Raw genomic sequence first — 12,335 nt, forward strand, 5'->3', positions numbered from 1 at the left:
ACTCAACCTGTGCTTGACGCCGACTCCAGGATGGCGGGGAGGTCGGTGACCCTCTCCAGCGTCCAGCGGGGCGCCGGAGAAGGCGTCAAGGAACGACCGTCGCGCAGCCAGGCCACCTGGAAGCCGGCCCGTCCCGCGCCCCCTGCGTCGGCCTCGGGATCGTCGCCGACGAAAACGCAGCGCGACGGCTCGAATCCCGATTGGCGGCAGATGGCCTGGAAGAACTGGGGAGCCGGCTTGCGCCATCCCACTTCGTCGGAAATGAAGATGTGATCGAGGTGGGCTTCCAGGCCAAAGGCCTTAAGCGCCCGCCGGGCGGTGGGCGCGTGGTCGAAGTTCGAGGCCAGCACCTTGGGAACGCCCTGCAACTGCTGCAACATCTCGAGGTGCTCGGGAGGACGATGCATCATGGAATACATGCCCTCCATGTGAACCTCCACCATGCGTTCGCTGACGGCCTTATCCGCCAACCCCAAGCGTTGCCGCAAGAGCTCGAAACGGGCCAGCGAGGGATATTCCCGTCCTCCCCCCTTAAGCCGGTACATCTCCCGCGTGGCCTCGTCGAAGGCCTCCAGAAAGGCGCTCAGCGTATGCGTCAGCCCCCACTCGCGGGTCAATTCGCGGTGCACCTTCAACATGGTCGTGCGCCTGGCGAGGCCCCGGTGGTCGACCAGCGGCAAGCGCTCGTAATCAAAATGAAGCAGGGTGTTGAAGAGGTCGAAGAAAACGGCCTGGGGTCGGAAACACATAAGCACCTCTCAAATCTCGGTCTTCTCAATCATAACCCCCCGCCCGCGGACTCGGCCCGGGCCTCCGGTGCTGTACAATCGGGCCCCATGGCTGAGTTCAGGGACGTGGCGTCGCTTGAGGAGCTGGCCGAGGGCGGCCAAATGGCGGTCTTGGCCCAGGGGCGCGAGATCGGGCTTTTTCATATCGACGGCAACATCTACGCCATCGACAACGTTTGCCTGCACCGGGGAGGGCCCCTGGCCGAAGGCGCCCTGGAAGGCTGCGTGGTCTCTTGCCCTTTTCACGCCTGGACCTTCGACGTCCGCACCGGCATCTGCACCTTCAACGAATCGATCCGCCAGGAGACTTTCCAGACCCGGGTGGAAGAAGGACGCATCCTGGTCAAGGTCTAACCGGAAGCTGACCTCTGCGTGATGCAGCCCCCCCCCAGTCCTTTTCAGCCAGCCGCCTCGCGGCCTTCCCTCCATCGCCGCAGGGATGCGCCTCCCACCATTCAAGGGTCGGCTCGGTTGCCGCGTTGCAGGTCACTAGCTGACGGGAGGGGACTTGCGGGTCATCTCGTCGAACTGGCGGTCAGCCAAATAACTGGAGCGCACCAGCGGGCCGGCTTCCACATGGGCGAATCCCATCTTCTCGCCCATTTCCTTGAAGTCTCGAAACTCTTCAGGCGTGTAGTGCCGTTTCACCGGCAGGTGCCATCCGCTGGGGCGCAGATACTGTCCCAGCGTGAGGATGCTGACCCCCCGCTGCAGCAGGTCGTCCATGACCTGCTTGACTTCGGCCTCTTCTTCTCCCAAACCGAGCATCATGCCCGTCTTGGTGGTGAGATGAGGCTTGATTTCCTTGGCCATCTCCAGCACCCGCAGGGACACCTCGTAGATGCCTCCGCCGCGGGCTTGGCGATAGAGCCGGGGGACGGTTTCGATGTTGTGATTGACGATTTCGGGCTCGACATCGAGGACGCGGCGCAGAGCCGCCTGGTCGCCCTGAAAGTCGGGAATGAGGACTTCCACCACGCACTCCGGCGAGGTGCGGCGGATCTTGCGCACGGTGGCGGCGAAAATGGCGGCGCCTCCGTCTTCCAGGTCGTCGCGGTCCACCGAGGTGATGACCACGTGCTTGAGTCCCATGGCCTCCACCGCCTCGGCCACCCGGGAGGGCTCGGCTAAATCCAGCGGCTGGGGCTTTCCCTTGCCCACGGCGCAGTAGCGGCAGCCGCGGGTGCAGATGTCGCCCAGAATCATGAAGGTCGCCACGCCGTGGCCCCAGCACTCGCCCATGTTGGGGCAGCGGGCCTCTTCGCAGACCGTGTTGAGCTGCAGCCCTCCCAGCAGCTTCTTAAGCCGGTGGACCTTGTGCCCGAAGGGCGCCTTGACCTTGAGCCAGGGAGGGTGGCGTCGGCGTGAGGCCGAGGACTTGGCGGAATCGTCGCTCATAACATCTTTGAGGATAGCAGATTCCAAGGCCCGCAGCGGGTTGTCGGCCTGCCACGGCGGCAGACAGCGGATACCGTCATTTGCTATACTCCGAGGCGAAAAGGCGCCGGCCGCGGAGACTGGTCCTCGCCCCGCCGCGGCGCCTGACTCAGGGGAGGTAAATAGCTCACGTGGAGACCTATCTCGGACTCTTGTTCCTGTTCCTCATGGTCGCCGGAAACGCGGTCGCTTTCTTGGCCCTGGCCTGGTATCTGGGGCCCCGCGTCAATCCCGCCCGCGGCGCCTCTTACGAGATGCCCTATGAGGCCGGCCTCCCGCCCAAGGAAGTGGTGCGGGGACGGCTCTCCATCAAGTTTTTCGTGGTGGCGCTTCTCTTCATCCTCTTCGACGTGGAACTGATGTTCCTCTTCCCCTGGGCTGTCATTTATCGCGAACTCGGACTGTTCGGCTTCGTCGAGATGTTCATCTTTCTGCTCGTCGTCGTGGCCGGACTCTACTACTCCGTTAAAAAGGGAGCCCTGGAATGGGACTAGATTTCAAAGGATCGCCGGAAACCGGATTCTTCACCAGCAAGCTCGATGCCGTCATCGGCTGGTCGCGCAAATACTCCATTTTTCAATATCCCTTCGTGACCGCCTGCTGCGGCATGGAATACATGGCCACCTCCTGCGCCCACTACGACGTCGACCGCTTCGGCGCCGGCTTGCCGCGTTTCTCGCCCCGTCAGGCCGACGTCCTTTTCGTGGTGGGAACCATCAATCAGAAAATGGCTCCGGTGCTGGTTCACATCTACGAGCAGATGTGCGCCCCCAAGTGGGTGATAGCCTTCGGAGTCTGCACCTGCACGGGAGGCTTCTATGACAACTACGCCGTGGTTCGCGGCATCGATCACGTCATCCCCGTGGACATCTACATCCCCGGCTGCCCTCCGCGGCCCGAAACCGTGATCAACGGCTTGATGCTCCTGCAGGAGAAGATCCAGAACCAGCCCAACGAAATCGCCTGACGTCCTCTGTCGGCCGGGCTAGCGAGAACCAATGAAAGATCATCATGGCTGAAGACAGCATCACCCTGAAAAAGCTTCGGGAGCAGTTCGGCGATTCCATCATCGAAAGCCATTCCCGTCTGGGTCAGGACACCGCGATCCTGCCCAAAAAGGTCCTCTTGGAAGCCGCCCGTATGCTCAAGGAGGATCCGACGCTCGACTACAACTTCCTGATGGACGTCACCGCGGTCGACCATTTCAAGCGACGTCCCCGCTTCGAAGTCGTCTACCACTTCTATTCGCTCAACCACAATCACCGCCTGCGCCTCAAGGTCCCGGTGGGAGGCGAGAGTCCCGAGGTGCCCACCCTGACCGGGCTGTGGCCTTCGGCCAACTGGTACGAGAGAGAGGTCTGGGACATGTTCGGCATCAGCTTCCAGGGGCACCCCGACCTGCGGCGCATCCTCATGTACGAGAGCTTCGAGGGCCATCCGCTGCGCAAGGACTATCCCTTCGACAAGCGCCAGCCGCTGGTGGGCGAAACGGAATAACCTCTTCTGAAAAGACAGGAATCGACTAATGGCGACGGAAATCGTTTCAGACACCCATGAGGCCATGGAAAAGCTTCGCATCCAAAAGGACAGCGAAGACACCCGCACCATGATGCTCAACATGGGCCCGGCTCATCCGGCCATGCACGGCGTCATCCAGATCAAGGCCGAGCTGGACGGGGAGATGGTGAGGGGATGCGACATCGAGATCGGCTACCTGCACCGCGGATTCGAGAAGGAGTGCGAAGTCGGCACCTACACCCAGTGCTTCCCCTATACCGACCGCCTCAACTACGTCTCCCCCCTCATCAACAACTTTTCCTTCGCCCTCTGCGTGGAGAAGATGATGGGATTGGAAGTGCCTGAGCGCTGCCAGGTCATCCGGGTGCTGATGAACGAGATTTCGCGCATCAGCGACCACTTGACCTGCGTGGGAGCCTCGGCCATGGAACTCGGCGCCTTCACTGTCTTCCTCTACATGATTAAAGCCCGCGAATGGCTGTGGGAGCTGGTGGAATCGGTGACGGGAGCCCGGCTGACTATCTCCTACGCCCGCATCGGAGGCGTCAAGGCCGACCTCCCAAAGGACTTCGAGGGACGCTGCCGCAAGGTCATCAAGGACACCGCCGAAGTCATCGAGGAATGCGACTCCCTGCTCAAGCGAAACCGCATCTTCTATGACCGCGTCAAGGACGTGGGCGTGATCAGCGCCCAGCGGGCCATGGAGTACGGCATCACAGGCCCCTTCCTGAGGGCCTCGGGGACGGGATACGACGTGCGCAAGGCCCAGCCCTATTCGGGCTACGAAAACTACGACTTCGACGTGCCGGTGGGCGAAAACGGCGACTCCTACGACCGCTACCTGGTGCGCATGGAGGAGATGCGCCAGTCGATCCGCATCGTGGAGCAGGCTCTGGACCGCCTGCCCGAGGGGCCCACCAACGTCGATCCCCAGGGAGAACTTATCTCGCCCGAACTGATGGCCGACCTGGGCAAGTTCGGACGCACCAAGGGACTGCTCACCAACGAAGCCCTGTTGGAGCCCACCCTGGAGGGCTCGGGCCAGCGCCAGCGCCCGGGCATCGCGGCCGAGAGCGTCGACGCCTGGATTCCGGCCAAGGAGCAGACCTACTCCAACATCGAAGCCCTCATGCAGCACTTCAAGATCGTCATGGACGGTCACGGAGTGCGTCCGCCCAAGGGCGAGTGCTACGTCCCCACCGAGGGAGCCAACGGCGAGCTGGGATTCTACATCGTCAGCGACGGCACCGACCATCCCTACCGGGTACGCTGCCATCCGCCCTGTTTTCCCATCATGGCCGCCCTCAGCGAGATCTTGGTGGGCGACCAGGTAGCTGATATCATTCCCACCTTCGGGTCGGTGAACATGATCGCAGGGGAGTTGGACCGTTGAGCCAAGAAAGCCAGACATTCGAATTCAGCCCGGAGAACCTGCAGCGCTGCCAGGACTACCTCAAGCGTTATCCCACCAAGCAGGCAGCCATGCTTCCCGTCCTGCACGTGGCCCAGGAACAGAACGGTTTCGTCTCACAGGCGGTCGAGGAAGCGGTGGCTGAAGTGCTGGAAGTGCCTTCGGTGGAAGTCCACAAGGTGGTCACCTTCTACACCCTCTTCCACCGCCATCCGGTGGGCCGCCACCAGATCAGGCTGTGCACCAACGTGGCCTGCTGGTTGCGGGGTTCGGACTGCATCAGGCACCACCTTGAAGAGAAGCTGGGAGTGGGCAGCGGCGGCACCACCTCGGACGGCAAGATCACCTGGGAAGCCATCAGCGACTGCCTGGGAGCCTGCGAGGACGCCCCCATGATGCAGCTCGACAAAGACTATTACGACAAGCTGACTCCCGAGAAGGTCGACCAGATCCTGGAAAAGCACACGGCTTAGAAGGAAGCAGACATGCCCCTCCATACGCTCATCTCCAAAGACTTCTACAACGAGAAAGCGCGCGACTCCGACTGGTACAAAGAAAACCGCGACGGCTACCAGGGCGCCCTCAAGGCCTTTGACATGTCCCCGCAGGAGATCATCGACGAGGTCAAGACCTCCAACCTGAGAGGACTGGGAGGAGCCGGCTTCCCCACCGGAGTCAAGTGGGGTTTCGTGCCCAAGGACTCAGGCAAGCCGGTTTACCTGGCCGTCAATGCCGACGAGTCCGAGCCGGGGACCTTCAAAGACAAGTACATCATGACCTGGGATCCCCACCGGCTCATCGAAGGCATCATCATCACCTGCTGGGCCATCGACGCTCACGTCGCCTACATCTACATCCGGGGCGAGTACGTACGTCCTTACGAGCACCTGCAAAGGGCCATTGACCAGGCCTACCGAAGAGGCCTCCTGGGCGACAGGGTCATGGGCCGCGACTTCAAGCTGGACGTTTACATCCACCGCGGCGCCGGAGCCTACATCTGCGGCGAAGAGACCGGCCTGCTGGAATCGCTGGAAGGCAAGAAAGGCTGGCCCCGCCTCAAGCCTCCCTTCCCGGCCGTCAAAGGCGCCTTCGGAGCGCCCACCATTGTCAACAACGTCGAGACCATCGCACACGTCCCCGAGATCATCAAGCAGGGCGGACAGTGGTTCGCCGACCTGGGATGCGAGAAGAACGGCGGAACGCGCCTGATGTGCGTCTCGGGACACGTCAACAAACCCGACGTCTACGAAATCCGCCTGGGGACGCCCATGTACGAACTGATCTACGAACACGCCGGCGGCATTTTGGACGGCAAGAAGATGAAAGCCGTCATCCCGGGGGGCAGTTCGGCCAAGGTGCTGACGGCCGAAGAGGCTGACTGCGATTGTTCCATCGAAGCCTTGCAGGCCGCCGGGTCGATGCTGGGTTCAGGCGGCGTGATGGTCATGCATGAAGACACCTGCATGGTCAAGGCGTTGCAGGTCATCACTTCCTTCTACGCCCACGAGTCGTGCGGGCAGTGCACTCCTTGCCGGGAGGGCACGGGATGGCTGCTGACCACCCTCAACCGCCTCTTGAGCGGGGAAGGACGTCCCTCGGACATCGACACCATGCTCAGCCTCTCGGGCAACATGCAGGGGACCAGTATTTGCGCCCTCAGCGAGGCCGCCGCCTGGCCGGTGGAAAGCTTCATCCTCAAGTTCAGGGAAGAATTCGACTACATGGCGGCTCACGGACGCAGCATGGTGGCCGACGAAGAGTCCGCCCCCGCAGCCTAGCAGGCGCAGCCGGGCCGATGGCTGGAACCGACACATTGGAGACATCTATGGCGACACTTGAAATCGACGGACAGGAAGTCCAAGTCGAAGACGGCTCAACCATTATTGAGGCGACCGAAAAGCTGGGCATCTACGTCCCCCGCTACTGCTACCACCCGGGGATGTCGATCGCCGGAAGCTGCCGCATGTGCATGGTCGAAGTCGAGAACATACCCAAGCTGGCCATCGCCTGCTACACGCCGGTCAACGACGGCATGAAGGTCAGCACCAGCTCTGAAAAGGTGCTCAAAGGCCGCCGCGACATGCTGGAGTTCCTGCTCCACAACCACCCCCTCGACTGTCCCGTCTGCGATCAGTCGGGCGAGTGCGACCTGCAGAACTTCTACATGGAGCACGGGCGCTACCAGAGCCGTTTCCTCGAGAACAAGGTCAAGAAGCGCAAGGCCTTCCCCATCGGCCCCCATGTGGTGCTCGATCAGGAACGCTGCATCCTCTGCACCCGCTGCACCCGCTTCACCGACGAGGTCTCCGAAACCCATGAATTGGGCGTGTTCAACCGCGGCGACCGATCCGTCATCGACCTCAACCCCGGCAAGACGCTCGATAACCCCTACTCGGGCAACGTCATCGACATCTGCCCGGTGGGAGCGCTGACAGAACGGGAATTCCGCTTTCAATGCCGCGTCTGGTATCTCTCCAGCGAAGAGTCCATCTGCCCTGGCTGCTCCAACGGATGCAACATCAGCATCCACTACAACCAGCGGCGCGCCTACAAGGCCGGCGGACGGCGTCTGCAGCGCCTCAAGCCCCGTTATCATCCACAGGTCAACACCTGGTGGATGTGCGACGAGGGACGCTTCGGCTACGGCTTCGTCGACCGCCACCGCTTCGAATTCCCCATGCTGCGCCTGCAGGACGAGCTGCAGTACGCCGAATGGGAGGAAGCCCTGGACAAAGCAGCGGGAGTCCTCAAACAGGCCATCGATGAACACGGTCCTGAAAGCGTCGGCGTGATCGCATCGCCCCGGCTTTCGAACGAAGAGCTCTACCTGACCAAAAAGGTTTTCGGCCAAGGATTGGGAATCGAGAACATCGGATTCAAGAACCCCTGGGAGAAGGAAGGCTTCTGCGACGACTACCTGATCAAGGCCGACAAGAATCCCAACACCCGGGGAGCCGAGGAAATGGGCTTCAAGGGCGACGTCAAGCAGATCCTCGAGAAAGCCGCCTCGGGCGACATCAAGGTCCTCTACGTCTTCCTCCATGACTTGGCTTCGGAGGAGGCCCGGAAGCTGCTGGACCAAGCCGGTACGCTCATCTTCCACGGCAGCAACCGGAACAGCACCAGCCAAAGGGCCCAGGTCGTGCTGGCCTCTTCGGTGTGGGCCGAGAAAGACGGCACTTTCACCAACTTCGAGGGCCGCGTGCAGCGTTTTAAGGCCGCCTTGCAGCCGCTGGACGAGTCGCGTCGCGACATCGAAATCCTGCTGGACCTGGCTGCCCGGATGGGTCAGCAGTTGGTTTACAACAACGCCGGGGACCTCTTCATGGAATGGTTCGGGATGACCTATGAAGAGATGAACCCCCGAGGCGAGAACATCGAGAACAGGGACGGCGGGTCGATGCCGCCCCCCAGCGGCGGATCGGCGGGCCAACAGCCGTCCGCCAATTGAGGGAGCGCTGATGAGCTACGAATTCATGGCGATCGAGTTCGCCAAGGTGACGTTCCTCTTTTCCGTCATCATGGGCTTCGCCTCCATCCTGAGCTGGGTGGAGCGCAAGCAGAGCGCCCTGATGCAGGACCGCATCGGAGCCAACCGCGCCGACATCATGGGATTCCGCCTGCTGGGCCTCTTTCACATCCTGGCCGACGGACTGAAGGGATTCACCAAGCAGGACTTCATCCCGCCCAAGGCTCACAAGGTGCTCCATACCATCGCCCCCGGCCTGGGCTTCGTCTTCGCCATTATGGCCTTCGCGGCCATCCCCTTCGGCGGCATCTACGTCTTCGGGGACACGACCGTTTCGTTGCAGGTCTTCCCCATCAGCTCAGGACTGCTGATGGTCTTCGCCTTCATGAGCCTGGGCATCTATGGATTCGTGCTGGCGGGCTGGGCCTCCTACAACAACTACGCCACCCTGGGCGGTCTTCGCGCAAGTTCCCAGATGATCTCCTACGAGATCACCATGGGCGCCACCCTGATCGGAGCGCTGATAGTTTACGGCTCGGTGCAGTTGCAGGAAATCGTCCTCTACCAGGGCGAGCTGCTGTGGGGCTGGCTGCCCAAGTGGGGGCTGATCCTGCAGCCGCTGGGCTGCATCCTCTTCGTCACGGCGGCCCTGGCCGAAACCAAGCGCGTCCCCTTCGACGTCCCCGAGGGCGAATCCGAAATCGTGGGCTACTTCGTGGAATACTCGGGAATGAAGTTCCTGCTCTTCTTCATGACCGATTTCATCGAGACGGTGCTGGCGGCGGCGCTGACCACCACTCTCTTTTTGGGGGGATGGCAGGTCCCCTATCTGCTGGCCGACGGATTCCACTTTCCCTGGGGAGGGGAATGGCTGCTGCCGGTTTGGGCCGTCATGTCGCTGCAGGTGGGAGCTTTCATCTTCAAAGTGGCCGCCCTGTGCTTCTTTTTCATGCTCATTCGCTGGACGCTGCCCCGTTTCCGCTGGGATCAACTGATGAAGCTGGGCTGGACCATCATGCTGCCGCTCTCGATACTCAATACCGTGGTGACGGCCCTGGTGGTGCTGCTCATCGAAGGATAAAAGACGCTATGGCAATCAAGAGAATCGAAGCCCGAGAACTGACCTTCTGGGAACGCACCTACGTCCCCGAAGTCCTCAAAGGCGTGTGGATCACGGCGCGGCACTTCTTCCGCAATCTGTGGATCTTCACGGCCCAGCGCTTCGGATTGAAGAAAACAAGCCGCGGCGCCGAAACCTATCAGTATCCCGAGGAGCGGCGCCCGCTGGCTCCCCGGCTGCGCACCCTGCACCGCCTCACCAAGCGCGAGGACGGCGCTCCCCGCTGCGTGGCCTGCATGATGTGCGAGACGGTTTGCCCGGCCCGCTGCATCTTCATCACGGCCGGCGAACATCCCAATCCCCACATCGAGAAGTACCCCACCCGCTTCGACATCGACCTGGGTCTGTGCGTCTTCTGCGGCTACTGCGTGGAGGCTTGCCCTGAGGACGCCATCCGCATGGACACCGGCATTCTCGAGTTCTCGGCCTACAGCCGCGAAGAGATGGTGATGGACATGAAGAAGCTGCTGGCCCTTTCCGAGGCGCCTCCTCCCAACCCCCACCGCACTCCTCCCCCGGTCGAAGAGGCGCACTGATCGGAGGGACGGGAGGACCCTTTCCAGCCTCTCGGGCGGCCCTGGGAGGAGATGAGCAGCATCGCCTTTGCGGAAACACGAAAGATCCTTTATTATTTGGAGTCTTCGCCTTTCTCCCCTATTCGAAAATTCGATGCCGCATCAGGTTTTCTTTGACTTTTTGAACAATCTCGTATAAAAGTATGCACATCTTTTCGCCGAGTAGGGGCCGTTTCCCATCGGGGATGGTGAAAGCGCACTAGTAGACTGAGGGGCTATGAGCACGAGATCTGTTTCGACGTCCGCCAAGATTCCTGAATCCAAGCTGAAGAGACCGGAGCCGCCCGTTTCTAAGTTGGCCCTGGGCATACTGTTGCAGGCTTTGCGGGACGTCACAGCACCCAAGGAGAGCAGTCGGGAGGACTCCGAGGTCTGGCGCGATGATGCCGTGGAATGGTTCACCGCCTCGGGCAACGGACCGGGAAGCCTCAACTGGGTGTGCCAGATCCTGGAGATGAACCCGGGCGGATTCCGCCGCTGGCTGACCGACTACCATTCCAGCGAAGAGTTCCAGCGTCGCGAGTGGTCGAAGAAACTGACCCGCTTCCACATTCCTCACTAGAGAAGGCGCCTCTCCCATACCTGTTAAGATAGATCCATGAGCGTTGAGAAGAAGGATATTCTGCGCGTTCTGGAAGGGGTCCAAGATCCCGACCTGGGACGCGATATTGTTTCGCTGGGATTCGTCAAGAACGTGGCCCTTTGCGGCGGAGTGGCTTCGGTCACCATCGAACTGACGACTCCCGCCTGCCCCGTCAAAGACCAGATGCAGGCCCAAGCACAGGAATTGATCGAGGGGCTTGAGGGCATCGAGAAGGCCGAGGTGAAGATGACGGCCCAGGTGCGTTCCGGCAGCAGCCAGTCTTCGCCCTTGCTTCCCGAGGTCAAGAACATCATTCCTGTGGCCAGCGGCAAGGGCGGCGTGGGCAAATCGACCGTGGCGGCCAATCTGGCCTTGGCTCTGCATCAGTCGGGCGCCTCGGTGGGCCTGCTCGACGCCGACGTCTACGGCCCCAGCATCCCCACCATCATGGGAGCCAAAGAGAAGCCGGCAGCCACCGAAGACAACCGCATCATTCCCTCTAAGGCCCACGGCATCAAAGTGCTCTCTATGGGCTTTTTCCTGCCCGAGAACAAGGCGGTGATCTGGCGCGGCCCCATGCTCGACAAGACCGTCACCCAGTTCATGGGAGGCGTTGAATGGGGCGCCCTCGACTATCTGGTCATCGACCTGCCTCCGGGAACCGGCGACGTCCAGTTGAGTCTCTGCCAGAAGGTCCCTCTGACGGGGGCCGTGGTGGTTTCCACACCCCAGGACGTGGCGCTCAACGTGGCTCAGAAGGCGATTTTCATGTTCCAGCAGCTCAATACTCCGGTACTGGGCATCGTCGAGAACATGACCGGCGACATCTTCGGACGCGGCGGCGCCCAGCGCTTCGGGGAGGGCCTCGACATCCCCTACCTGGGAGACATTCCACTCTCGGCCAAGATCCGTCAGCGTTCCGACACCGGTGAGCCGGTGGTGGTCTCGGAGCCGGACTCCGAAGAGGCCGCGGCCTTCCGCAAGGTGGCCGAGAATCTGGCCGCCCAAGTGAGCATCAAGGCCATGTCGGGAGAACTTGAGCAGGACATCAAGGTGTCGTTCTAAAGCGGCCGATGAGCGAAGAGAGCCATCCCATACCCAGAGAGATCGGACGGTCAGGGGAGCACGACCTGAAGATCGAGTGGCGCGACGGGCATGTCAGCGAACTGCCGGCCCGCTTGTTGCGTCAGAAATGTCCATGCGCCATGTGCGTGGACGAGATGACGGGACGCCGCACCCTCGATCCCGACTCGGTGGCCGAGGACGTCCACCCGCTGGGCATCGAGTTGGTGGGCCGCTATGCCATCCGCATCCGCTGGAGCGACGGCCACTCCAGCGGCATCTACACCTTCCGGCTCCTGCACCAGCTCGCGCCCCCGGGCAACGACGACGACGAGAACGACACGGGCTAACTGCCGAGCCCAAGACCCCCGA

15 protein-coding genes are annotated in these 12,335 nt (G+C 61.6%); 13 read left to right on the top strand and 2 right to left on the bottom strand.

Translation table 11 applies throughout. The features are described 5' to 3' along the window. Window positions 1–2: 2 nt before the first annotated feature. Window positions 3–749 (bottom strand): HAD family hydrolase, encoded by a 747-nt coding sequence (locus VLU25_16365; GenBank protein ID HSR69511.1) that lies wholly within the window; start codon window positions 747–749, stop codon window positions 3–5. An 87-nt stretch (window positions 750–836) separates the two neighbouring features. On the opposite strand from VLU25_16365, the gene VLU25_16370 reads away from it, so the two are divergent. After that, window positions 837–1,142 (top strand): Rieske 2Fe-2S domain-containing protein, encoded by a 306-nt coding sequence (locus tag VLU25_16370; protein HSR69512.1) that lies wholly within the window; start codon window positions 837–839, stop codon window positions 1,140–1,142. Between the two features lie 135 nt (window positions 1,143–1,277). Here VLU25_16370 and lipA read toward each other — a convergent pair whose 3' ends face one another. Further along, a complete protein-coding gene (lipA, locus tag VLU25_16375) occupies window positions 1,278–2,186 on the bottom strand; it encodes a lipoyl synthase (GenBank protein ID HSR69513.1) in 909 nt (302 codons plus the stop codon). 170 nt (window positions 2,187–2,356) lie between these two features. Between lipA and ndhC the strand changes: the two genes are divergently transcribed. From ndhC to VLU25_16435, 12 genes are all read left to right on the top strand, one after another. After that, on the top strand, window positions 2,357–2,719 hold the full coding sequence (ndhC, locus tag VLU25_16380; GenBank protein ID HSR69514.1) for an NADH-quinone oxidoreductase subunit A: 363 nt from the start codon (window positions 2,357–2,359) through the stop codon (window positions 2,717–2,719). Next, window positions 2,710–3,192 (top strand): NADH-quinone oxidoreductase subunit NuoB, encoded by a 483-nt coding sequence (gene nuoB, locus VLU25_16385; protein ID HSR69515.1) that lies wholly within the window; start codon window positions 2,710–2,712, stop codon window positions 3,190–3,192. The genes ndhC and nuoB overlap by 10 nt, the downstream gene beginning before the upstream one ends. Before the next feature lie 44 nt (window positions 3,193–3,236). Beyond that, the gene (locus VLU25_16390; GenBank protein HSR69516.1) at window positions 3,237–3,722 is read left to right on the top strand and encodes an NADH-quinone oxidoreductase subunit C; all 486 of its coding nucleotides are present in this window, start codon (window positions 3,237–3,239) and stop codon (window positions 3,720–3,722) included. A 28-nt stretch (window positions 3,723–3,750) separates the two neighbouring features. Further along, window positions 3,751–5,136 carry an NADH dehydrogenase (quinone) subunit D gene (nuoD, locus tag VLU25_16395; GenBank protein ID HSR69517.1) on the top strand — a complete coding sequence of 462 codons (1,386 nt, stop codon included), beginning with the start codon at window positions 3,751–3,753 and terminating at the stop codon, window positions 5,134–5,136. Further along, window positions 5,133–5,627: an NADH-quinone oxidoreductase subunit NuoE gene (gene nuoE / locus VLU25_16400; GenBank protein HSR69518.1), complete on the top strand. Its 495-nt coding sequence runs from the start codon at window positions 5,133–5,135 to the stop codon at window positions 5,625–5,627. The genes nuoD and nuoE overlap by 4 nt, the downstream gene beginning before the upstream one ends. Before the next feature lie 12 nt (window positions 5,628–5,639). Beyond that, window positions 5,640–6,932: an NADH-quinone oxidoreductase subunit NuoF gene (gene nuoF / locus VLU25_16405; protein ID HSR69519.1), complete on the top strand. Its 1,293-nt coding sequence runs from the start codon at window positions 5,640–5,642 to the stop codon at window positions 6,930–6,932. A 47-nt stretch (window positions 6,933–6,979) separates the two neighbouring features. Beyond that, window positions 6,980–8,605 (top strand): molybdopterin-dependent oxidoreductase, encoded by a 1,626-nt coding sequence (locus tag VLU25_16410; GenBank protein ID HSR69520.1) that lies wholly within the window; start codon window positions 6,980–6,982, stop codon window positions 8,603–8,605. 10 nt (window positions 8,606–8,615) lie between these two features. After that, window positions 8,616–9,704 (top strand): complex I subunit 1 family protein, encoded by a 1,089-nt coding sequence (locus tag VLU25_16415; GenBank protein ID HSR69521.1) that lies wholly within the window; start codon window positions 8,616–8,618, stop codon window positions 9,702–9,704. Between the two features lie 8 nt (window positions 9,705–9,712). After that, window positions 9,713–10,279 carry an NADH-quinone oxidoreductase subunit I gene (locus tag VLU25_16420; GenBank protein ID HSR69522.1) on the top strand — a complete coding sequence of 189 codons (567 nt, stop codon included), beginning with the start codon at window positions 9,713–9,715 and terminating at the stop codon, window positions 10,277–10,279. A 256-nt stretch (window positions 10,280–10,535) separates the two neighbouring features. Further along, entirely contained in the window at window positions 10,536–10,880 is a 345-nt protein-coding gene (locus tag VLU25_16425; protein ID HSR69523.1) for a hypothetical protein, read from the top strand. A gap of 36 nt (window positions 10,881–10,916) precedes the next feature. Further along, entirely contained in the window at window positions 10,917–11,966 is a 1,050-nt protein-coding gene (locus VLU25_16430; GenBank protein ID HSR69524.1) for an Mrp/NBP35 family ATP-binding protein, read from the top strand. 8 nt (window positions 11,967–11,974) lie between these two features. After that, window positions 11,975–12,313 (top strand): DUF971 domain-containing protein, encoded by a 339-nt coding sequence (locus VLU25_16435; protein ID HSR69525.1) that lies wholly within the window; start codon window positions 11,975–11,977, stop codon window positions 12,311–12,313. Window positions 12,314–12,335: the final 22 nt, after the last annotated feature.

The organism is Acidobacteriota bacterium (assembly GCA_035471785.1).
Lineage (GTDB): Bacteria > Acidobacteriota > UBA6911 > RPQK01 > DATIPO01 > JANQFM01.